The sequence below is a fragment of the Actinosynnema sp. NPDC050436 genome, assembly GCF_040655415.1.
GTDB lineage: Bacteria > Actinomycetota > Actinomycetes > Mycobacteriales > Pseudonocardiaceae > Actinosynnema.
In genome coordinates, this window is the sequence record NZ_JBFAJV010000001.1 from 408,834 (window position 1) to 430,340 (window position 21,507).

Sequence of the window (21,507 nt, forward strand, 5' to 3'; positions counted from 1 at the left end):
TGCTACGGTGACCCATGCTGTCGGTGAAAGCCAACGACGTCGAAATCGGTGTGGAGACCTTCGGTCGCGACACCGACCCACTCGTGCTGCTGGCGGGCAGTACCACGATGCTGTCCTGGCCGGACGCGCTGTGCGAGCGGCTCGCGGCCGGTGGGCGGCGCGTGGTCCGCTACGACCTGCGCGACTGCGGCGGCTCCACGACCGTCGACCCGGAGCAGCCCGGTTACACGCTGCGCGACCTCGCCTCGGACGCGGCGGCGCTCGTCCCCGCGCTCGGGGCCACCACCGCCCACCTCGGCGGCATCGGGGTCGGCGGGATGGTCGCCCAGGTCGCCGTGCTCGACCACCCGGCGGTGTTCTCGGCGCTGACCCTGGTCGGCACGCGCCCGGTCGCGCCGGGCCCCGTCGACGACGACCTGCCCGACCACGACGCGAAGGCGATGAGCGGGGTCTTCTCGCTCACGATGCCGGACTGGCACGACCGGGCCGCCGTCGCCGCGTTCGCCGCCGAACGGGCCGTGCGGCTCGGTGACGACCCGGAGCAGGCGCGGGTGCGGGCGGGCCGGATCTGGGACCGCACCACGCCGGGCACCCCTGCGGCACACGCGGCGAACCAGCTCGGGATGGTGTTCGCGCGGCTCGACTGCACACCGCGCTGGCGCGAACGGCTCGCCGACGTGGCCGTGCCGACGCTCGTCGTGCACGGCCGCGACGACCGCTTCTTCCCCGCCGGCAACGGCGAGGCGCTCGCCGCCCAGATCCCCGGCGCCCGGCTGCTCGTCCTGGACGGCGCGGCCACCGCGCTGCCCGACACCGCAGCCGACGAGGTCGCGGCTGCGATGCTCGACCTGCGGGGCGGTTCACCGGGCGCGTGACCGGTTCCCCGCCCCGGGGTCACCACCCGGTGCGGACGGGGCGGGGTGCCGTCGTCCTCGCGGACGTCGGGATGGGCAGTTCGGGCGATTCGGCGGGCGCGCACCGGGTGCCGTCGGCTGGGGTGCGCAGTGAGATCAGGTAGCGGTCGGCCGTGTCGCGCACGCAGTCCGTCCGGATGTACGAGCCGTGGCCCCAGCCCTCGTAGGTCAGCAGCACGGTGTCGGGACGGGTCTGGCGGTGCAGCGACTTCGCCCAGCCGTAGCCGGTCGACGGGTCGTGGAGGTTGTTCAGCAGCAAGACCTTCGGCGCACCGTCGAAACGCGGGCGTTGCTGCGGGTTGGTCGCGTCCGGCAGACCGACGCAACCGTGCCGCACCTGGTGGCCGAGGAAGGCCCGCGACATGTGCGGCGCGAGTTCGTCGGCGCGGCGCAGCAGGCTCGTGTACTCGCGCAGGGAACGCGGCCGGATCTGCCAGTCCTGGCAGAACGTCGGGATGAACGGGAACGCCACGACCTCGTCGGTCCGGGCCGCCCCGGGAGCGTCGGCGGGCCGGGCGGTGGCCGTTTCCGCGCGGGCGACCAGCCAGTGCGAGAGCTGGGTCCAGCTCGGGTCGTAGAAGGACAGCAGCGCGTAGTCGACGATCTGGTCGGCCGTCACCGGTCGCGTCGGGTCGCCCGGTTCGGAGATCTCGCCCCGGTCGGCGCGGGCGATCAGGTCGTCCCAGAACGCGCCGACGTCCCGGCCGTGCAGCGCGCAGGTGACCGTGGTGTCGCACCACCGCACGAACTCGCGGAAGGAGTCCTCGGAAGCGGTCGCAGTGCCCTCGTTGAACTTCCACGCGTCGGTGCCGTGGTCCAGGTTGGAGTCGCCGACCATGGCCCGGAGGTTGCGGCCGTACCGCTCGGCGTACTGCTGGCCGACCAGCGTGCCGTAGGACAGGCCGTAGTAGCTGATCTTCCGCTCGCCCAGCGCGCGGCGGAGGGCGTCGATGTCCTCGACCACCGACCGGGAGTCGGCGTGGTCGACCACCGGCCCGCTGCGCGCGCGGCAGTCGGCGAGCAGGTCGCGGTTGTACCGGCCGAGGGCCTCGAACCCGGCCTGCGTCGTCGGGTACGTCGAGGGCCTGCGGGCGACCAGGTCCGCCGAGCACGTGATCGGACTGCTGCGCCCGACGCCGCGCGGGTCGAAGCCGATGATGTCGAACCGCTCCGCCAGGCGCGGGCTGAACCAGCCCGGCGCGGCGAAGGCGAACTCGACGCCGGACGTGCCGGGGCCGCCGGGGTGGATCACCAGGCTGCCGATGCGCTTGGCCGGATCGGTCGCCTTGCGCCTGGCCAGCGCGAGGTCGAACTTCGCGCCGCGCGGCCGGGACCAGTCCACCGGGAGCCGCAGCGTGCCGCACTCGACCTCGGGCAGTTCGGGGCACGGCGACCAGTCGACGGGGGCCGGCCGGAAGTCACCCTCCGGCGCGGCCGAAGCCGTCGTCGTCATCCCCGCGACGAGCGCGACTGCCGCAACCAGGACGCCGAACGTCCGGGACGTCGTTCTCACGGGCTTCCTCCTGAACTCCCTGATCAAGCCCACGCAGTGTTCAGGAGTGCGCAAACGGGCACAATCGGCCTAACGGACTCATCCGCAGGAGTGAGGTGCCCTGGTGGACGCCCCGGTGACGGGCGGCGGCAGCCCCTCCCCTACGCCGGACGCCCCGCCGCCGCGGGCCGAGCGGTGCCGCCGGGCACGGGCTGCTGCACGGCCCGGTCGAGCTGCTCGCGCAGGATGTCGCCGTGCCCGGCGTGCCGGGCGAACTCCTCGACCATGGCGAGCAGCGTCCACCTCATGCTGATCGTGCCCTCGGACGGGATGTCGAGCGTGTCGTCCAGGTCGAAGCGGGCGGCGATCTCCCGTGACCGGCGGCTCGCGCGCTCGAACTCGGCGATCACGTCGGCCAGGGTCTCGTCGTCGTCGACCGAGAAGGTGCCCTCGTCGCGCTTCGAGTAGCCGTCGCACGCGGACTCGTCCAACCCCGCCCAGAACCGCTGGAACCAGATCCGCTCGGCGGCTGCGGCGTGCTTGAGCAGGGAGATCGGCGTCGTGAGCGACGCGACGAGCCGGCGGCGGGCGTCGACCTCGGAGAGGCCGCGCACGGTACTGATGAGGGCTTCCCGGTTCCGGTCGAGCATGTCCTCGATGATCGTGCGCTCGCTGCCATTGGTGATCCTGGTGGTGCTCAAGGGTTCCGCTCCGTTCTTGTGGCGCGCGCTCGAACCCGCACCTCGTCACGTCCGACCGGTGCGGTCGGTGACGAGGGCGCGGTTCAACGCGGGGTTCCGGGAAGAGGCGACCCGTCCGAGAGGCGGACGAAGCCGAAACGTCGAGACACTCGACGCACACACCGCTGTGGGTGAGCGGGCAACAGCATCCTACCGCGCTACCGCACGCGGCGTCGACTCAACCGGAGAACACCAGACGCCGCCTGGAGCGGCTGTGGCTCAGTCGGCGTGCTTGACGCCTCCACGCAGAGCACCCCGCCGTACAGCTTCCCCAGGCTCAGGTCGACCGACTCCTCCGCCACGAGCAGGTAGCCACCCGGCTTCCGGACCACCTCGACACCGTCCACGCCGCCCACCGCCTGCCTCCCCACCCGTACTCCCCGGATCACGCCCCAGCGGATCAGCGCACTGCCTGCCCGGCGTCCTCCCCGCAGCCGACCGGATGCCGGGTGCCGGGTGCCGGGTGCCGGGTGCCGGGTGCCGGGTGCCGACAAGCTCTCATTCAGGCAGCGGAACGGTGTCGCGCGGTGGTTCGATTTCGAGGTGGGGTGCCGGGCCTCCGGCCAGTTCCTCGCGCCGGGTGATCGTGTGGTCGAGTTGCTTCGCCAGGCGGGGAATCGCCGTGGCGGCCAGGTACGTCTCCGCGCCCGCGTCGAGCAGTCGGCGGATGGGGCCCGGGTAGCTGATGCCCGACGCCCTGTCCTCGAAGTCCGTGACGATGACGCGGGCCTTCGGGAACAGGGCGCGGAGGTGTCCGATCAGCTGGGGGCTGATCGGCGGCACCAGCAGCACGTCGGCCGTCTTCGGGGCCGCGTCCAGGTCGAGCACGATGTAGTCCGGGCCGAGTTCGGCCGACAGCGACGCGCGGGCGGACGCCGGCAGCTTCATCGCCGTGGCCACGACGGTCACGTCGTCGTACGCCACCGCCGGTCGCTGCGCGGTCTCGTCCGGACGGCCGGGTGCGGAGACGGCGTCGTCCAGCCCGTCATAGGCGCTCGAAATCGTCGCTATCGCGTTGCCGTCCCGCGTGACGATCACGTCTTCGCCCGGCCTCAGCGCGTTGATGAGCGCCACGACGTCCGCAGGCAGGCGCGTCACGTCGATCCGTCTCGCGGACGGCGCGGTGCGGTCGTCCGTCATGGCGAAGTCGGCTTCGTCGTCATGACACCCGATCTTCCCACAACGGCCGGAACACCGTCCCGGGCGAGCGGCGCGGGGGTCGGCGGTTGTTAGGGTGGCCGCCGACCTGGGGGCGCGTGCGGGTCGACCGGTGGCCGGGGAGGCGTGGATGGCGGAGTTGGACCTCGGGTCGGTGCGCGCTTTCGTGGCGGTCGCGGACAACCGGCACTTCGGTGAGGCTGCCGCGCAGTTGGGCATCACGCAGCAGGCGGTGTCCAAGCGGGTTGCCAGGCTGGAGTCGACGGTGGGGTCGGTGCTGCTGTCGCGCCTGCGCGCCGGGACCGGGCTGTCGCGCGCGGGAGAGGTCTTCCTGCCCCACGCGCGGGCGTTGCTGGCCGCTGCGGACCACGCCCTGGTCGCGCTGTCGGGGCGGGACCGGCCGCTGCGCGTGGACGTGCTCGACACCCGGTTGGCGTCGGCCGACCTGGTGCGCGAGTTCTACGCCGCCGCCGACCGGCCCGCCGTCGACATCGTCACGTCCACCGGGCTGCAAGCGGCCCGCCCGGCGCTCAAGGCGGGCGCGATCGACGCGGCGTTCGCCCGGTTGACCGGTGCCGTCGGGGACGGGGTGCGCGGCATTCCCGCGCACGTCGAGCGCACGCTCGTCGTCGTGGGCCGGGGCCATCCGCTCGCCGGGCGCGACCGGGTGGGCATGGCGGAGCTGGCCGGTGCCACGGCGTGGATGCCGGGCAACGCGCCGGACAGCGAGTGGGCCGAGTTCTGGGACGAGGTGAGCGCCGCGTTCGGCGTGCGGATCGACACCACCGGGCCGAACTTCGGCTACGAGCACTTCGTCGGCGGGATCGCGGCGGACACCGACCGCATCGGGTTCATCGGCGAGCAGTGCCGGGTGCCGGACCACCCCGACGTGGTGCGGGTGGCGATCACGCCGCCGTTCCCCGCCTACCCGTGGTCGGTGCTGTGGCACCCCGACAACGGGCACGCCCTGCTGCCGGACCTGGTCGAGCACGTCCGCAGGCGGTTCCGCGCGCGCGACCTCGCCGGCGCCTGGCTGCCCGAAGGCGACCGGGCGGCGTTCCTCCGCTGACGCTCACGGCCCGGCACAGCCCGGCTCGGGTTCAGGGCGTCACGCGCACCCCGGCGATGGACCTCAGCTCGGCCAGCAGCGCCGGGGTGACCGACACCGGGTAGTCGTCCACGGCGAGCGTGACCGCGCGGTCGCCGCTGCCCACCACGACGTGGACCGGCGTGCGGCCCCGGTGCGACTGCAAGGTCGAGCGCAGCTCCAGCACGCTGTCCGCCGACGTCGCCGCCACCGCCACCGCCAGCACGAGCGGGGGCTCGCCACCGTCCGGTCGGACGCTGCCCAGGTCGAGCGGAGCCACGTCCGAGCCGAAGACGGACATCCTGTCCTCCCGCCAGTTCACCCGGCCCTTCACCACGACCGCCGCGTGCTCCACCAGGTCGTCGGCCAGCACGCCGTAGCTCTTGGGGAAGAACAGCACCTCGACGGAGGCGTCCAGGTCCTCGACGGTGGCGATCGCCCACGTCTCGCCCTTCTTGTTGACCCGGCGCTCCAGCGCGGAGATCATCCCGGACACCACCAGCTCCCCTTCGCGCGGCGGGTGGGCGAGCACCGCGCCGATCGACCGGGGCGCGGCCCGGCGCAGGACGTGCTCGGTGCCGTCGAGCGGGTGCGCGGAGACGTAGAGCCCGAGCATCTCCCGCTCGTGGGCGAGCACCTGCTCGCGCGGCCACTCCTCGGCGTCGAACCTGAGGTGCGCCAACGGAGACGTCCCGGGGTCGGGATCCTGCCCGTCGTTGGTGCCGAACAGGTCGAACTGCCCCATGGCCTGCTGCCGCTTGAGGCCGACGACCGCGTCGACGGCTTCTTCGTGCACGTCGAGCAGCGCCCGCCGGCCGTGGCCGAAGGAGTCGAACGCGCCCGCTTTGATCAACGACTCGACGACCCTCTTGTTGCAGCACACCAGCTCGGACTTCTCCATGAAGTCGGAGAAGGAGGTGTAGCCGCCCTTCTCCCGGCGGGTGGCGATGATCGAGTCGACCACGTGGGCACCGACGTTGCGCACCGCGCCGAGGCCGAAGCGGATGTCGTCGCCCACTGCGGCGAAGCGCAGCGACGACTCGTTGACGTCGGGCGGCAGCACCTTGATGCCCAGCCGCCGGCACTCGGCCAGGTAGACCGCCGACTTGTCCTTGTTGTCCCCCACGGACGTCAGCAGCCCGGCCATGTACTCCGGCTGGTAGTTCGCCTTGAGGTAGGCCGTCCAGTAGCCGACCAGGGCGTAGCCCGCCGCGTGCGACTTGTTGAACGCGTACCCGGCGAACGGCAGGACCGTGTCCCACAACGCCTGCACGGCCCCGTCGGAGAAACCCTTGGCGCGCATGCCGTCGCGGAACCCCTCGAACTCCTCCTCCAGCACCTCCTTCTTCTTCTTGCCCATCGCGCGGCGCAGCACGTCCGCGCGGCCCATGGAGAACCCCGCGACCCGTTGCGCGATCTGCATGATCTGCTCCTGGTAGACCACCAGGCCGTGGGTCTCGGCGAGGATGTCGTGCAGCGGTCCGGCCAGTTCGGGGTGGATCGGTTCGACGGCCTGCCGCGCGTTCTTGCGGTCGGCGTAGTTGTTGTGCGTGTTCATCGCCATCGGCCCCGGCCGGTACAGGGCGTTGACGGCGACGATGTCCTCGAAACCGGTGGGCCCCATGCGCCGCAGCAGTTCCCGCATCGCGCCCCCGTCGAGCTGGAACACGCCCAGCGAGTCGCCCCGGGCGAGCAGGGCGTAGGTGGCGCGGTCGTCGGTGCCCAACCGGTCGAGGTCCACCACCTCGCCCCGGTTGGCCTCGACGTTGTCGATGGCGTCGCCGATCACGGTGAGGTTGCGCAGCCCGAGGAAGTCCATCTTCAGCAGGCCGATGGCCTCGCACGACGGGTAGTCCCACCCGGTGATCACCGCGCCGTCGTCGCGCCGCCAGAGCGGGATCACGTCCACCAGCGGCTCCGACGACATGATGACCGCGCACGCGTGCACGCCGGCGTTGCGGATCAGGCCCTCCAGTCCGCGCGCGGTGCCGAAGATCGTGGCGACCTCGCGGTCGGACTCGACCAGCGCCCGCACCTCGGCGGCCTCCGCGTAGCGCTCGTGGCCCGGGTCCACGATCCCGCCGAGCGGGATGTCCTTGGCGGCGACGGGCGGCGGCAGCGCCTTGGAGATCCGGTCCGCGATGGCGTAGCCGGGTTGACCGAAGTGCACGCGGGCGGCGTCCTTGATGGCCGCCTTGGTCTTGATCCGGCCGAAGGTGATGACCTGGGCGACCCGGTCGGCCCCGTACTTCCCGGTGGCGTAGCGGACCATCTCGCCCCGGCGGCGGTCGTCGAAGTCCATGTCGATGTCGGGCATGGACGTGCGCTCGGGGTTGAGGAACCGCTCGAAGAGCAGGCCGTGCGCGATCGGGTCGAGGTTGGTGATGCGCAGCGCGTACGCGACCAGCGACCCCGCCGCCGACCCCCGGCCGGGCCCGACCCGGATGCCCACCTCGCGGGCGTGCGCCATCAGGTCGGCGGTGATCAGGAAGTAGGCCGGGAAGCCCTTCTGCACGATCACGTCGACCTCGAACGCCGCGCGCTCGACGTACTCCGGGGGCACGCCGCCGGGCAGCCGCCACTCCAGGCCGCGCCGCACCTCGGCGCGGAACCACGAGTCCACGTCGTGCCCGTCGGGCGGCGTGAAGACCGGCATCCGGTCGCGGTGCTCCCACACCTCGGCGTAGGACTGCACCCGTTCCGCGACCAGCAGGGTGTTGTCGGCGGCGCCGGGCACCTCCGCGTCCCAGTAGGCGCGCACCTCCTCGGCCGGCTTGAGGTGGTAGCCGTCGCCGTCGAACTTGAACCGGGTCGGGTCGCCGAGGGTCTTGCCGGACTGCACGCACAGCAGCGCCGAGTGCGTCTCCGCCTGGTCGCGGGTCACGTAGTGGGAGTCGTTGGTCGCCAGCGGCGGCAGGCCGAGCCGGCGGCCGACGTCCAGCAGCCCCTCGCGCACCGAGCGCTCGACGGGCAGGCCGTGGTCCATCAGTTCGAGGAAGAAGTTGCCACGGCCGAAGATGTCCCGGTAGTCGGCCGCCGCGGCGACCGCCTCGGCGTGCTGCCCGAGTCGCAACCGGGTCTGCACCTCGCCGGACGGGCACCCGGTGGTGGCGATGATCCCGGTCGCGTGGTCCGCCAGCAGCTCGCGGTCCATGCGCGGTTTGCGGTAGTGCCCTTCGAGGCTCGCCAGCGAGGACAGCGCGAACAGGTTGCGCAGACCGGTGGCGTCCTCGGCGAGCATGGTCATGTGGGTGTAGGCACCGCCGCCGGAAACGTCGCCCCCGACCCCCTCGTCCGTGGTGCCGCGCTGCCCGGACCGCCCCCAGAACACCGGTTTGCGGTGGTGCCTGCCGGCCGGCGCGAGGTACGCCTCGATGCCGATGATCGGCTTGACGCCCGAACTGCGGGACAGTTGGTAGAACTCGTCCGCCCCGTACACGTTCCCGTGGTCGGTCATGCCGACGGCCGGCATCCCGAGCCGGGACACCTCGTCGAACAACGGCCCGATCTTCGCCGCTCCGTCGAGCATCGAGTACTCGGTGTGCACGTGCAGGTGGACGAATGACGACGACACGACTCCCCCGGTGCTTTCGCTGGATTGACCGGCACCATCCCAGCGAAATGACCGGAGAACGGCAAACAAACGACACGCGTGGGTTGACAACCAGCGGTTGTCAACCCACGGGGAATGGCTCCCCCGCCCTCGCGGGACGACACCCGGGTCGTCGAGGACGCGTGCCGGGTCGGGTCAGGCCACGCAGATCGCGCTCGCCCGGACGGTCGCGGTGTACAGCACCACGCTCGGGTGTTCTTCCAACTTGACGATGGCGTACCGCCAGCCGACGCAGTCGATGCCGTCCGCGAGGACCGCGCCGCGCGCCAGCGCGCCGGCACCCTCGATCGCGGCGCTGCTGCTGCGCGCGCTGGCCATCTGGGTGGCGGAACGGGGCACCGTGTAATCGGCCGCAGAAGCGGACGCCACCGGGAGCAACAACGCCGCGAAGACGGTTGCCGAGAGCAGGAGTGGTTTCATGAACGCGATCCTGACAGCCCGGCCCCCGGCGTGAAACGGCCGTTTCGGGCAATGGTCGGCACCGATTCAGGGGAGGTCCTGTTGCGATCTCCGCGTCGGCACCGCGATCCGGCACGGACGAATTCCGCCGCGTCCCGTGGAATGGTGATCACCCCCTGATCCCACGGGTCACCCCGGGAGCGCGATCCCGGGTTCGGCGAGGATCGCGGTCAGCGCGGGCCCCGGCTCCGCGCCCTCGGCACGCGGCCACTCGGCAACCGGCGTCACTTTGACCACTACGACGGTGGTGGGCCACAATTCCCGCCCAGAGGGGAGTACCCGCTCGGCTCGTGATCGTCATTCCGGTCGCTCCACGGCGACCCGGTCGCGGCACCACCGCTCCGGTGGTCGGGGAGACCTCGGTTCGCACCAGGAACCGGAGGACCCCGCCATGCTCCCCGCACCCCTTCCCGCTCCCGCAGCGGTTTCCGGCGTCCGCCGACCGCAGGACGCCCTCCGCCGTGCCGACACCGCGTCGCCGACCTATTCCCGGACCGGCCGCGCGGTGCCCGCCCCGGACCGGATCGGCACCGCGTCGCCGGTCTGATCTCCGCACGGACTCCCGGGTCCGCCGGACCCGGAAGCCGGTTCGGCGCCTGCTGAGCGCCCGGACCGGATCCACCCACACCCGATCTCCGCCGGCGGGACGACGTGCGGTCTTCCCGTGCTCCCCGGCGCGTCAACCAAGGGGGAATCGTGAAACACAGTGCCCGTGGACGTCTGCTGGGCGTCCTGCTCTGCGTCCTGGTCGCAGCGGGGTGCGCCTCGCTCGCCGCACTGGGCGACCTCAGGAACCGCGTCCAGGACGACGGCTACACCAGCGTCTCGGTCGAGCACAACACCCGCAACGGTTTCGACACGCCGGCGGTCACCGCCTACCGGACCGACCGGCAGACCGATGACGGGGAGGCGATCTTCCGGCTCGTCCGGGACACCTACCCGGAAGAGGTCGACCGGGTCGTGGTGGTGGTGAACGACAAGGTCAGATCCGCCACGGCGGCCGAACTCGACAGGGTGTTCGGGCCGCGCAAGGTGCAGCCTTCGGGCAGTTCCGGGGCGGGAACCGTCATCGCGGTCGTCGTCATGGTGGTCCTGTTCATCATCGGCATGACCGCAGCGGTGGTCGTCCGCCGACGCCGACGCCGCGCGCAGGCGCAGCCGCCCTACCCGCAGCCCTACCAGCCTTAACGCACGGGGGTTCGGTTCCGCCTGCGGTGGAACCGAACCCCTGCTCCGCGACTGTCACATTTGGACGCGGCGCGGCGATGAGCGGGAGAAGGAGGCGTGGTGGCGAATTCACTGAAGTCGCGGACGGGCCGGTTCATGGCCGGGGTCGTGCTGGTCGGCGCGATCGCGGGACTGGTGCTCGTGATCCGGTCGTCGGCCGAGCAGCGGTCGTGGGCCGGTACCGAGGGGACCGTGCAGGAGAGGATCCGGTCGGGGAAGAGCTTCTCGGTCCGGGTCGAGTACGCGCTGCCCGACGGCGCGCGGCAGGAGGCGACCCTGTCGGAGAACGGCCCGGCCCGGCACCCCGGAGACCGCGTCACGGTCCGCTACGACCTGGAGGACGGCCGCGTGGTGGACGCCGCCCTGGCCGACAACGACCAGGCGCACTGGGTCACTGGCGGCATGTTGGGCGTCGTCGCCCTCGGCGGGCTCTACCTGAACTTCCGGGCGTGGGCATCCCGACGCCGACCCGAGTAGCGCCCCGCCCGAACGTGGCGAAACCCGGCACGGTCCCGCTCACCGCGAATCGCTGGACCGATCGGCCCCACGGCGGGAGCACGATCCGTTCGGTTCTTCGACCCTGCCGGCCGACCCGGGGCGCGATGACCGACAGTCACCGGCGAACGGCTGCCAGATCCGCGTGGGACGCGGCGACGTACCGCACGACCCGGCCCGGCTCGCGGTCCCCCCTCGACCGCGAGCTGCCCGGATCTCCCACGAACGGAGGCAGGAGAAGCCATGTCACGGACGAAATCCCGGTCCGCGTTGGCCGCCGCGATCGCGCTGCTGCCGGCGGTGGTGCTCGCCCCGCCGGCCGAGGCGTTCACCACCCGGGAGATCTGCTGGAAGAAGTGGACCAACCCCTACGTCCCGGACGTCGTCTGCACCTGCTCCGTCGAGGTCGAGTGGATCTTCGACCCCTTCCCCGACCCCGGCGTGTGCCCGCAGTGCGGGATCGCCTTCGACTGGGCGTACCGCCCCGAGATCTCCGTCAGCCGCCGTGACGTCTTCGGGGACCGGGTCGTCAACGGCCTGGCCCTGCTGGGCGCCTCGGCCCGCGCGGGCACACCCGCCTGGCGGGCCGAACTGCGGGCGGCGGCCACGCAGTCCTTCGTCGATGCCTCGACCGCCGGCGTGTCCACGAGGCTGGTCACCCTCCAGTCGGTGGGCTGGGCCGACGCCGCGCACGACACCTGCACCCGTCGGGCGGCCCCCTGCCGTGGGTGGCCGCCGTGGGCAAGGACCTGGTCGACGGGCTGACGCTGCTCCAAGCCGGCGGTGGACCCCCACCCGGCACCGGGACCGCGCGGGCGATGGAGCAGTTCGACGAGGCGTACGCGGAGTTGGCGCAGCAGCGCGTGATCGGCAACTGAGCCCGCCACCGTTCGCCCGATCCCGTTGTGGGTGGACGCACCCACCGGCCGCTGAGGTGGACGTCGCAGTGGCCCCGATGAACCGGAGCAATTCCGGCCGGAACGCTGATCCGTTGGAGTGCGAAGGGATTCGCGCACCTTGCCTGCGGTGCGCGGTGACGTGACGATTGCGCCGTCCCCGGGACCCGCCGAGGGACGGCAGACCACGTGGAGGAGCGTCCCGTGCCGAAACCGAGTCCGCCTCGCTGACACCCGCAGCGGCGCACCCCGGCGCGACGCCGCACAGCCCACGGGGAGGGACGGGGTCCGGCCCGGTCGTCGCCGCGACCGGACCGGACCCCGGCACCGCCCTACGCCCGTCCGGGCGAGTGCGGTCCGGGCGGTGACCGCCCAGACTTGGCGCCGTGGGGTCGATCGGGTCGTCGGACGCCGTTGCCGGGAGACCGGTGCTCACCGAAACCCTGGGAGCGCAGGTCGCGTGGTGGCAGCTCGGGTTCGCCGCGCGCCGGGAGGTGCTGCGGGCCGCGCGCCTCGGGTGCCGGGTGGCCGACCCGGACGTCCGGCAGGTGTCCGCCGACTGGGCGCGGCAGTGGCTGACCGCCCCGCGCTGGTGGTGGGCGGTGCGCGGGGTCGGCACGGCGGTGGTCGCGGTGGTGTGCCCGGCCGGCGCGGCGATCTCGCTGGTCGAGGTGGACGGGCTGGTCGCGCTGCTCGGCGCGGTGGTCGGGTGCGGGCCGCCGTGCGCCTGGTGGTTCGCCCGGCAGTCCCGGAACGCCCGCGCGATCGTGCGGGCCCACCGCGACCCGCAGGTCGAACCGGTGCCCTCGCCGGGCCTGGCGCTGCGCGCGGCGGCGGTGGTGGTCGCGGTCGGCGCAGCGGTGGCGTCGCTGGCCGTCGCCATCACCTACAACCGGTCGGTGAAGCCGGAGTGCCCGCCGTTCGCCGTCGACCAGGAGGTGCGCGAATGGCGGGAACGCGACCAGTTGGGCTGCCCGACCGGCGACACCCTGGTCGGGCCGGGCGGCGTGCGCCACACCCCGTGGGCGCACCCGGACGAGCCGATCCACCCGAAGGACGACGTCGTCTACGTCACGCCGGATGCCGGCCCGGTCCTGATGCCCGCCCCCATCTTCCACGCGTGGACGGCCACCGGCGGTCCGGCGGGACCGCTCGGGGAGCCCGAGGAGGGCGCGGACACCGGATCGGTGACCTACTTCAACTTCCGGGGCGGCTCCGTCCTGTTCCCGCCGGGCGGGCAGCCGGAAGTCCACAGAGGACGGAAGCACTCGTGGGACCGCGCACCGGGCGGGCCCTGCGAGCAGCACGACCGGCCCTGCGTCACCGACGCCCGCGCCGACGGCACGGACGTCCGCATCTCCTGGCGGTACGGCACGGCGGACGCGTTCAACGTCCGCTGGGGGCCGAGGGACCGGCAAGGCGCCATGGTCCAACGGGAGTCGGCCGGCTTCGAGTTCACCCTGCCCGACCTGGTCCCCTCGACCGCGTACGTGGTCACGGTCTCGGCGTGCCGCAAGCAGTTCCTGCGCCGGTCCGTGTGCACCCCGTTCTCGGTGCCGGTGATCGTCCGGGCCGGTTAGGCGCCGGCGGTGCGACCCGGGCACACCGCGCCGATGCTGCTCGTGCTCGCCCTGCGCTGGCTGGCGTTCGGCTGGATGCTGCTGCTGGCGCTGCTGGGCGGGCAGGTGCAGCGCCCGGTGGAGGCGGGCGTGGCGCTGGTCGTCACCGGCTGCTGGACGGCCTGGCTGACCCTGGCGGCCGTGCGGCGGACCGAACTCGTGCTCGTGGCCGACCTCGCGGTCGCGGTGGCCCTGATCCTGGTGTACGGCCACGTCTACCCGGCCAACGCGCTGCTGACCAGCCACCCGTCGTTCATGGGCGCGTACCCGACCGCAGCGGTCGCCGCGTGCGGCGTCGCGTACCGGATGCGCGGCGGGGCCGCCGCCGGCGCGCTGCTCGGGCTCTCGCTGCCGTTCGCCTACGCCACCAACGACGTCGCGCTGGCGGACGTGTCGTTCCTCCAGGTGCTGGCCATGCTCGGGTGGGGGTTGTCCTACGTCCTGCTGGGCAGTGCGGTGGGCGCCGCTGCGGCCCAGGTCGACGCGCTGCGGGGACAGGCCGCGCGGAGCAGCGAACGCGCCGCGCGGATGGCCGAGCGGCAGCGGCTCGCCGCCCAGATCCACGACGACGTGCTCCAGCAGCTCGGCCGGCTGCGGGCCCGGATCGGCGAGCTGTCCGACGACCCCGGGCTGGACGCCGTCGCGGAGGGCATCGCCCGGCAGGAGCACGCCCTGCGCGACCTCGCCCGCCACGACCCGACCCCGCCGCCGCAGGGCAGCACGTCGTTGCGGGACCGGTTGACCGCACTGGCCGAACGGCTCACCGAGGTCCCCGTCCGCCTCATCGCGAGCGGCACGGTCGTGCTGCCGTGCGACGTGGTGGACGAGATCGGCGCGGCGGTGCGGGAGCTGCTGACCAACGTGGTGAAGCACGCGCAGGCGCGGCAGGTCTGGCTGACCGTGGTGGACGACGGCACGGAGGTGGTGGTGAGCGTGCGGGACAACGGCGTCGGGTTCGCGCCCGACGACGGGACCGACGGGCTGGGGTTGCGGCTGTCCGTGCGGGCCCGGGTGGAACGCCTCGCCGGGCGCGCGCACGTGCGCAGCCGACCCGGCCACGGCACCGAGGTGGAGCTGCGCGTGCCGGTCGGCGCGCGCCGGACGCGGGGAGGGGCGGGGTGACCGAGGCGGTGCGGGTGCTCGTCGTGGAGGACCACCCCGTCACCCGGGACGGGGTCCGGACCGGCCTCGAACGCGGCGGGCGGGTGGTGGTCGTCGCCGAGGCCGTGGACGCGGCGTCGGCGTGCGCGGCGGCCGACCGGGTGCGGCCCGAGGTCGCCGTCGTGGACCTGCGGCTGCGGGACCGGCACGGGCGGCCCGCCGGGCACGGCACGGACGTGATCCGCCACCTGCGGCGCACGCTGCCCTCGGTGCGGGTGCTCGTGCTGTCCCAGGCGGACCCCGAGGAGGTGGTGGCCGCGCTCCGGGCCGGGGCCCACGGCTACGTCGCCAAGACCGCCACGTCGGCGGAGCTGGCGCGGGCGGTGGAGGCGGTGCTCACCGGCCCGGTGCTGCCGCCCGAGCTGGCCGCGCACCTGATCGGCGAGCTGAGGCAGGAGTGCCGGCCGCTCACCGGGCGGGAGCGCGAGGTGCTGCACTGCCTGGCGAAGGGCTGCGACAACCGCGAGATCGCCGAGGAGCTCGGCATCGCCGTGCGCACCGTCAACCGCCACCTGGAGAACATCCGCGGCAAGCTCCGCTCCCGCCGCCGCTCACACCTGATCCGCCTCGCCCGCGACCTGCGCGACGACTGAGCCGACCGCGCTGCCGCGATCCGGGGTGTTCCTCGGGCAGCACCCCGGATCGCGGCGGACGCGCGTGGTCGCCGCATCAGCCGATGGTGACCACCCGTGCCCAGGTCGGTGGTACGTCGGGCACGGGGTCGGCGTCGTGCTCGTCCCACCGGTCGTCACGGGGGAACAGGCCCACCACCGTGCGGCACGGTGGTGCTGCGTCCGGCCACGGCGTCTGGCCGTCGGTCAGCACGACGACGACGTCCGGGCGCGGACCGGTGCGCAGGGCCTGGGCGAAGCCGCTGCGCAGGTCCGTACCGCCGCCGCCCACCAGCGGGATGCCCTCCGCCCGGCACAGCGGGTGGGTGACGTGCGCGGCGGCGTCGCACGACAGCACCGAGACGAGGTCGCGCCCGCCGCCCACGGCGTGCACGATCGCGGCGATCTCGACCAGCGCGCTGCCCAGCTCGGCGTCGCTCACCGACGCGGAGGTGTCGACGACCACCCGGACGCGCGGCGGGCGTCGGCGCAGGCTGGGCAGGACGACGCCGGGCAGGCAGGACGACCGGCGCGCGGGCCGGCCGTAGGTGTAGTCCTCGCCCGCGCCGGAGCCGGCGACCGATGAGCGGACCGCCGCGCCCAGCAGGTCCCGCCACGGCTGCGGCGGGTGGAACGCCTCTTCCGCCCACCGCTGCCAGCGCTTCGGGACGCTGCCCGGTCGGGCGGTGATGCCGTGCGCCACCCGGAAGCGGACGGCGTCCCGCTCCTGGTCGCTGAGCCCGTGCGCGCCACCGGGTCCGACGTCCCACTCCCGCTCCAGGCCGTCGGCACCGCTGCCGCAGTCCAGCCAGGAGAAGCCGTCGGTGCGCGGCCCGAGCCGGAACTGCCGCAGGTAGTCTTCCATGAGCTGCCCGCCGGGCAGCGTGAGCATCTCCGGCCGGATCGCGCCCCGGGGTTCGGCCAACCCGTCGCCGAACACGTCGTCGTTGATCTCGAAGTCGGCCGCGAAGTTCATCCGCAGTCGCTCCCCCGGCCCGCTCAGCCCGTGCTCCACCGCGAACCGGTCGCTGCGCCCGTGGTGGTCGCGCAGCAGGTGGGACACCTCGTGCACCCACGCCCCGGCCAGCTCCTCCACCGGGGTGCGCGCCACGAACGCCGGCGAGGCGTAGCAGCGCCAGTGCCGGTCCACGGCCATCGTCGGGACGTGCCGCGACTCCACCACGTGCAGCGCGAACAACGCGGTCGCCAGGTACGGCCGGCACCGGACCGCGTGCAACCGGGCGGCGTAGAGCTTCTCCTCGTCCAGGCCCCGCGTCACCGGCGGACTCCCGCTCCGGCGGCGGCGCGGTCGGCCCGCCGGGACAGCGACACCGCGCCCGCCAGCCGCTCGACCGCCGCCGGGACCTGCCAGCCGTCACGGCGCAGCGCGGCGAGGGTGGCCGCCGGCACGACCACGAGGTCCGGTGCCCCGGTGTCCAGCGCGCGCACCAGCAGCGCCCACGCCGCGTCCCAGCGGTTCTGGTCGGGGCGTGCGCGCACGGCCTCCACCACGCCGTCGAGCACCACCTGGCGCAGGTCGCCGCGTTCGGGCAGGACGGCCGCCGCCGGGTCCGCGAGCAGGGTCTCGGGGTCGGGCAGGTCCAACCGGTCCATGCCGGCCGGCAGCTCCAGGCCCGGCCCGTCCCCCACCGTGCCCCGCACCAGCGTCGACAGCACGTCCCGGGAGGTGCCCGCCGCCGTGGCGAAGGCGACCAGCCGCAACGCCATCTCCCAACTGCGCGGTGAGGGCCACGGGCCGCCGCGGCCGGCCTCGTTCTGCGGCAGCCGGTGAACGAGCCCGGGGCGCGCGGCGAGCAGCGCGCACACCGCTCGACGGGCGAACGCGACGGCCTCGGGCAGCCGTGCCGGGTCGAGCACCGGCAGCGCCGACCGTGGCCACGTGCCGCCCAGGCCGCGCACGACGACCTCGTGGTCGTGGGCCCACTGGAGGTGGACGAACCGGTTGGCCAGCGGGGCGCTGAGCTCCCAGCCGTCGGCTGCCGAGGAGCGCGGGTTGGCGGCGGCGACGATCCGGACGCCCGGTGGGAGCCGCAGGGCGCCGATCCGGCGTTCGAGGACCACGCGCAGCAGCGCGGCCTGGACGGCGGGCGGCGCGGTGGACAGCTCATCCAGGAACAGCAGCCCGTGGCCGGCCCGGACCAGGCGCACGGCCCAGTCGGGCGGGGCCATCGGCACGCCCTGCACGGCCGGGTCGTCGCCGACCACCGGCAGGCCGGCGAAGTCGGAGGGCTCGTGCACGCTGGCGATCACGGTGGTCAGCGGCAGGTCCAGCGCGTCCGCGAGCTGGGTCAGGGCCGCGGTCTTGCCGATCCCCGGCTCACCCCACAGCAGCACCGGCAGGTCGGCGGACACGGCCAGCGTGAGGGCCTCCAACCGGGGGTCGGCACGCGGCTCGGTGGAGGTGTCGCGGAGCAGGGCGAGCAGGTCGGCGGCGGTGTCGAGCGGTCGGGCGGGAGCCGCCTCGGACGGGGAGTCCACTGCGGCGAGGTGTGCGGACACGGGTGATCACCTTAAGGTCTGTCGTGGGGCCGTGCGTCGGCCCGAGCGGGGGTACGGCGAGGTTCGAGGTCAGCGACGGGTCGCGTGACGCGGGCGGGCGCGGAGGTCACGGCGGTCCGCGTCCCGGGTGGACGGGACCGGCCCGGGACCCGCGAGCCCCGTGCGGTACAGGCCGTGCGCGACTCGGCGGCGTACCGCCGTTTCCAGCGCGTCGCGCAGCGGGCCGTCGCGCAGGAGCGCGTCGGGACCGAGCAGGTCCTCGACGGCGGCCAGGGCTCCGGCGGTGTCGCCGTGGTCCAACCGGGCCTGGACGTCCACAAGGGACTCCGGCGTCCGGTGCACGTCGTCGATCGCCCGCAGGCACGGCAAGGGCGTGCCGCCCAACGCGACCAGCAGCTCTTCGCGGCGGATCTCGTCGGGGTCGTGGTCCAGCGGCACGAGCACGCCGCCCGCCACGCCGATCCGGTGCGTGGCACCACGGCACTCGACCAGGCGCGGGCCCTCCGGGCCGTCCGGGCTCCGCGCCGCACCGGTCGGCAGCCGCTCCGGCAGGAGTGCTTGCACGACAAGGGGATGCAGCCGGTCGACGTCGACCAGCCCGGCGTGCAGCAGCTCCAGGTCGGGCAGGACCCAGGTCGCGGCGTCGGGCAGGACCGGCCGGCCACGGTCCCGGTCGGTCGGAGCGGTCGCCGTGAACTGCCCGGCGGGTCTCCCCGGTACCACGACCACCTGGTGCCGGTGGTCGAGCCGCACGGTCACGCTGCCGTCCGCAGACGCTTCCGCACGCAGCACCAGCGCGGCTTCCGCCGCCCAGCGGTGCACGGCGCAACCGATGCCTCCGAGCCCGGCGGGCGTTGCGGCGTCAGGGCTTCGGGGCCACTGCCCGGCCCCGCTGCGCTCCGCCAGCTCACCGGCCCTGCGGGCGTCCCACAGGTGGCGGTGCAGGTCGAGGCGGAACCGCCGGTGGGGCCGGGGGTGCGGGTGCCCGCGCGCGGTGGCCACGGCCGGTTCCCACAGCGCGAGGCCGATCCGCTGGCCAGCACCCGCCCACGCCGGCGGCGTGCGCGCCACGAGGTGCACCTCGTGGCCGTCGTCGGTCGGCGGCGCGTACCGGGCCAGGGAGACGGTGAGCCCCGGCCGCAGCAGTCCGTCCGGGCGGACCCTCGGGAAGTGCCAGCGCAGCAGGTCGGGGGCCAGGTGCCGGAGGTCGGCCCGGACCTGGTCCGCGAGCCGCCGGCCGTGCGAGCGCCGCACGGCCCCGAGGGAGAGGTCCACGTCGACGCGCGCGGCGGCACAGGCCCCGGCCCAGTCGCCCACCGCCCGGCGGGCAGTGGCCGCGTCGATCGTGGAGGATGGCACGGCGAATTCGCGCACGTGCGACCAGAACAGCAGGCGGGAGTTCTCGTTCGCGGTGGTGGGGTGCATCAGCACTCACCTTTGGCGAACGAAACCCCCGATCCGATCGAGTGGGTAGTCATCGTGGGTGAGCGCAGCAAAGGATCTTCGCGGGGCACGCCCCTCGTCAGACCACGACCGGGGTGGCGGGCTACAGGTCGGCCCACGACCTCGACCCCGTGGCGTCCTCCTGCCACGGGGCCCACCGGACGACGCCGTGGTCCGACGCGAACACGTCCAGGTGGTCGGCGTACCGGGCGACCGCCGTCACCGTCGCCCCCGGTGCGGCAGTGCCGCCGGGGCCGGGGATCCAGGCGTGCCACCGCTCGGCGAGGTTCCCCCACGTGGTCCGGGCGTTGCCGCCCGGGTCGACGGTGACCAGGTCCAGTTGCAGCGGGTTGCGGGCCACGACCGACACGGTCGCGCCGGGCGGGGCGACGCCGTCGGTCACCTGCGGCCAGTCGACCCGGCGGTGGAAGCACACCGGCAACTCGGAGTGCACGAGCAGGTTCGGCGAGCCCGCGCCCGGGTCGCGGACCTGGTGGAGCGTGACCTTGGCGAGCAGGGCCTCCTTGACCTGGCGCGGGTCGCCAAGGGGCTGAGGGTCAGGTAGCGCGCGACGACGCCCGCGACGTGCGGGGAGGCCGTCGACGTCCCGCTGAGCACGGCGGTGTCCCGGTCGTGCCGGTTGTACACGGGCACAACGTTGACGCCGGGCGCGAACAACGCGACGCACGGCCTTCGGCACCCGCACCGAGACCAGGCAAACGTTCTTGGCGACGCCGTGGGTCCTGCCGCCGAGGGTGCCGGCCACGTGCGTGCCGTGAGTCCGGCAGTCCTGGCCGCCGCCGGTGGCGTTGTGGCCGTTGATCGCCCGGCCGCCGAAGTCGTGGGCGTACGACCGGGACAGCGGGAGTGCGCGCTGGTCGACCCGGTCGAGGCCGGTGTCGGCACGGCTCGACCAGGCGCGGCGACAGGGCGGCGGCCCGCGCCTCCGGTGACCGCGCGCCCGGCGGTTCCCGGAGCACGACGAGGAAACTGCCGACCACGGACCACATGAGCACTCCTGTCCGGCAGGGAGAACCACCGGAGATCGGGGTCCACCCGGCCGGCCGGCGCTGTCCAAGTCGTGGTTCCGATGCGCGCAGAGGTCGGCGCTGTGCGCGTGGCCGGCCCTCGGCCGTGGTCAGACCTGCGGCATCAGGCTGCGGGCGACGGTGGCGGCCACCTCGTAGAAGGCGGTGACGTGCCGCCGGTGGTCGCCTTTGCGCCGGGCGATCACCGCTTCGCTCAGGCCCGCCTCGGGCACGTCGAGGAACCGCAGCGGGGCACCCGGTGCCGGCGGCCGGCTGCGCGCGATCTCCGAGCACATGGCGATGACGTCCGGGTTGTGCGCGAGGGTCTGCGCGATCTCGGGCACCGACCACGCCTCGGTGACGTACTGCGCGGGCGCGTCCCCGTTGCGGAAGTCGTTGAGCAGCCAGTGGTCCCCGACCTCCGGCGGGGTCCGCGCGGGGCGGGCGGCCAGGATGGTGAGCGGCAGGACGTCGGCCAGGGCGACGGACCCGGCGTCCGCGAGCGGGTGCCGCTCGTGCACGACGACCACCCGGCGCTCCCGGTACAGCGTGTGCCACGAGTGCCGCGCCGGGTTCAGCGGCAGCCTGGTGAACGCCACGTCCACCTCGTCCCGCACCAGCGCGGTGTAGGCGCGGGCGACCGGCAGCTCGGCGCGGAAGTGCAGGCGGACGTCCGGGAACGCGGCGGCGAACGCGGCCAGGATCGACTGGGTCAACGAGCCCGCCGCCGCGTAGATCATGCCCACCCGCAGGTCGCCGGACGCCTTCATGGCGGCTTCCCGCGCGGCGCGCACGCCGTCGTCCACGGTGGTGAGCGCCCGGCCGGCCGGTTCCACCAGCGCCCGCCCGGCCGGGGTGAGCCGGGGACCACCCGGCAGCCGGTCGAACAGCGCGTGCCCGAGCACCCGTTCCAGGGCGCGGATCTGCTGGCTGAGCGTGGGCTGGCTGACGTGCAGCCGGGCGGCGGCGCGGGTGAAGCCGTTCTCCTCCACCACGGCCAGGAAGTAGCGCAGGTGACGCAGCTCGACCATGATCATCCCCCTG

The 21,507-nt window shown here is 73.9% G+C and carries 20 protein-coding genes; 9 read left to right on the top strand and 11 right to left on the bottom strand.

Going from position 1 to position 21,507, the window contains the following annotated elements; all coding sequences use genetic code 11:
* Positions 1–14 precede the first annotated feature (14 nt).
* The gene (locus AB0I60_RS01705) at positions 15–875 is read left to right on the top strand and encodes an alpha/beta hydrolase (protein ID WP_360725064.1); all 861 of its coding nucleotides are present in this window, start codon (positions 15–17) and stop codon (positions 873–875) included.
* Between the two features lie 19 nt (positions 876–894).
* Here AB0I60_RS01705 and AB0I60_RS01710 read toward each other — a convergent pair whose 3' ends face one another.
* The 4 genes from AB0I60_RS01710 to AB0I60_RS01725 all read right to left on the bottom strand — a co-directional run bounded on the left by AB0I60_RS01710 (position 895) and on the right by AB0I60_RS01725 (position 4,286).
* Positions 895–2,427 carry an alpha/beta hydrolase gene (locus tag AB0I60_RS01710; protein ID WP_360725066.1) on the bottom strand — a complete coding sequence of 511 codons (1,533 nt, stop codon included), beginning with the start codon at positions 2,425–2,427 and terminating at the stop codon, positions 895–897.
* Between the two features lie 140 nt (positions 2,428–2,567).
* Positions 2,568–3,107, bottom strand: coding sequence for a DinB family protein (locus AB0I60_RS01715; protein WP_360725068.1), 540 nt, complete (start codon positions 3,105–3,107; stop codon positions 2,568–2,570).
* A 197-nt stretch (positions 3,108–3,304) separates the two neighbouring features.
* Positions 3,305–3,517 carry a hypothetical protein gene (locus tag AB0I60_RS01720; protein ID WP_360725070.1) on the bottom strand — a complete coding sequence of 71 codons (213 nt, stop codon included), beginning with the start codon at positions 3,515–3,517 and terminating at the stop codon, positions 3,305–3,307.
* Positions 3,518–3,644: 127 nt separating this feature from the next.
* Positions 3,645–4,286, bottom strand: coding sequence for a hypothetical protein (locus tag AB0I60_RS01725; protein WP_360725072.1), 642 nt, complete (start codon positions 4,284–4,286; stop codon positions 3,645–3,647).
* A gap of 148 nt (positions 4,287–4,434) precedes the next feature.
* On the opposite strand from AB0I60_RS01725, the gene AB0I60_RS01730 reads away from it, so the two are divergent.
* Positions 4,435–5,373 carry a LysR family transcriptional regulator gene (locus tag AB0I60_RS01730; RefSeq protein WP_360725074.1) on the top strand — a complete coding sequence of 313 codons (939 nt, stop codon included), beginning with the start codon at positions 4,435–4,437 and terminating at the stop codon, positions 5,371–5,373.
* A gap of 31 nt (positions 5,374–5,404) precedes the next feature.
* On the opposite strand, the gene dnaE is transcribed toward AB0I60_RS01730, so the two are convergent.
* Together dnaE and AB0I60_RS01740 are read right to left on the bottom strand one after the other, a co-directional pair.
* On the bottom strand, positions 5,405–8,965 hold the full coding sequence (dnaE, locus tag AB0I60_RS01735; RefSeq protein ID WP_360725076.1) for a DNA polymerase III subunit alpha: 3,561 nt from the start codon (positions 8,963–8,965) through the stop codon (positions 5,405–5,407).
* A 174-nt stretch (positions 8,966–9,139) separates the two neighbouring features.
* Positions 9,140–9,424 (bottom strand): hypothetical protein, encoded by a 285-nt coding sequence (locus tag AB0I60_RS01740; RefSeq protein ID WP_360725078.1) that lies wholly within the window; start codon positions 9,422–9,424, stop codon positions 9,140–9,142.
* Between the two features lie 735 nt (positions 9,425–10,159).
* On the opposite strand from AB0I60_RS01740, the gene AB0I60_RS01745 reads away from it, so the two are divergent.
* From AB0I60_RS01745 to AB0I60_RS01775, 7 genes are all read left to right on the top strand, one after another.
* Complete coding sequence (locus AB0I60_RS01745; RefSeq protein WP_360725080.1) at positions 10,160–10,651, top strand: hypothetical protein; 492 nt, start codon at positions 10,160–10,162, stop codon at positions 10,649–10,651.
* A 99-nt stretch (positions 10,652–10,750) separates the two neighbouring features.
* Positions 10,751–11,167 carry a DUF3592 domain-containing protein gene (locus AB0I60_RS01750; protein ID WP_360725082.1) on the top strand — a complete coding sequence of 139 codons (417 nt, stop codon included), beginning with the start codon at positions 10,751–10,753 and terminating at the stop codon, positions 11,165–11,167.
* A gap of 261 nt (positions 11,168–11,428) precedes the next feature.
* The gene (locus AB0I60_RS01755) at positions 11,429–11,950 is read left to right on the top strand and encodes a hypothetical protein (protein ID WP_360725084.1); all 522 of its coding nucleotides are present in this window, start codon (positions 11,429–11,431) and stop codon (positions 11,948–11,950) included.
* Entirely contained in the window at positions 11,923–12,063 is a 141-nt protein-coding gene (locus AB0I60_RS01760) for a hypothetical protein (protein ID WP_360725086.1), read from the top strand. The genes AB0I60_RS01755 and AB0I60_RS01760 overlap by 28 nt, the downstream gene beginning before the upstream one ends.
* Positions 12,064–12,509: 446 nt before the next feature.
* Positions 12,510–13,661, top strand: a complete 1,152-nt coding sequence (locus tag AB0I60_RS01765; RefSeq protein WP_360725088.1) for a hypothetical protein — start codon at positions 12,510–12,512, stop codon at positions 13,659–13,661.
* Positions 13,662–13,670: 9 nt separating this feature from the next.
* Positions 13,671–14,822 carry an ATP-binding protein gene (locus tag AB0I60_RS01770; protein WP_360725090.1) on the top strand — a complete coding sequence of 384 codons (1,152 nt, stop codon included), beginning with the start codon at positions 13,671–13,673 and terminating at the stop codon, positions 14,820–14,822.
* Entirely contained in the window at positions 14,819–15,454 is a 636-nt protein-coding gene (locus AB0I60_RS01775; protein WP_360725092.1) for a response regulator transcription factor, read from the top strand. Before AB0I60_RS01770 ends, AB0I60_RS01775 begins: the two co-directional genes overlap by 4 nt.
* Positions 15,455–15,530: 76 nt before the next feature.
* Here the strand turns inward: AB0I60_RS01775 and AB0I60_RS01780 are convergent, their stop codons facing one another.
* From AB0I60_RS01780 to AB0I60_RS01800, 5 genes are all read right to left on the bottom strand, one after another.
* On the bottom strand, positions 15,531–16,751 hold the full coding sequence (locus AB0I60_RS01780) for a VWA-like domain-containing protein (RefSeq protein WP_360725094.1): 1,221 nt from the start codon (positions 16,749–16,751) through the stop codon (positions 15,531–15,533).
* Positions 16,748–17,992: a MoxR family ATPase gene (locus tag AB0I60_RS01785; protein ID WP_360725096.1), complete on the bottom strand. Its 1,245-nt coding sequence runs from the start codon at positions 17,990–17,992 to the stop codon at positions 16,748–16,750. Before AB0I60_RS01785 ends, AB0I60_RS01780 begins: the two co-directional genes overlap by 4 nt.
* 69 nt (positions 17,993–18,061) lie before the next feature.
* Complete coding sequence (locus AB0I60_RS01790) at positions 18,062–19,417, bottom strand: hypothetical protein (RefSeq protein WP_360725098.1); 1,356 nt, start codon at positions 19,415–19,417, stop codon at positions 18,062–18,064.
* Positions 19,418–19,538: 121 nt separating this feature from the next.
* Positions 19,539–19,889, bottom strand: coding sequence for a hypothetical protein (locus AB0I60_RS01795; protein WP_360725100.1), 351 nt, complete (start codon positions 19,887–19,889; stop codon positions 19,539–19,541).
* Positions 19,890–20,573: 684 nt separating this feature from the next.
* Positions 20,574–21,494 (bottom strand): LysR family transcriptional regulator, encoded by a 921-nt coding sequence (locus tag AB0I60_RS01800; protein ID WP_360725102.1) that lies wholly within the window; start codon positions 21,492–21,494, stop codon positions 20,574–20,576.
* Positions 21,495–21,507: the final 13 nt, after the last annotated feature.

Coding starts and splice junctions, on each gene's coding strand:
- AB0I60_RS01705 (WP_360725064.1), top strand. CDS start 15: ATGCTGTCGGTGAAAGCCAACGACGTCGAAATCGGTGTGGAGACCTTC.
- AB0I60_RS01725 (WP_360725072.1), bottom strand. CDS start 4,286: ATGACGGACGACCGCACCGCGCCGTCCGCGAGACGGATCGACGTGACG.
- AB0I60_RS01730 (WP_360725074.1), top strand. CDS start 4,435: ATGGCGGAGTTGGACCTCGGGTCGGTGCGCGCTTTCGTGGCGGTCGCG.
- AB0I60_RS01740 (WP_360725078.1), bottom strand. CDS start 9,424: ATGAAACCACTCCTGCTCTCGGCAACCGTCTTCGCGGCGTTGTTGCTC.
- AB0I60_RS01755 (WP_360725084.1), top strand. CDS start 11,429: ATGTCACGGACGAAATCCCGGTCCGCGTTGGCCGCCGCGATCGCGCTG.
- AB0I60_RS01790 (WP_360725098.1), bottom strand. CDS start 19,417: ATGCACCCCACCACCGCGAACGAGAACTCCCGCCTGCTGTTCTGGTCG.
- AB0I60_RS01800 (WP_360725102.1), bottom strand. CDS start 21,494: ATGGTCGAGCTGCGTCACCTGCGCTACTTCCTGGCCGTGGTGGAGGAG.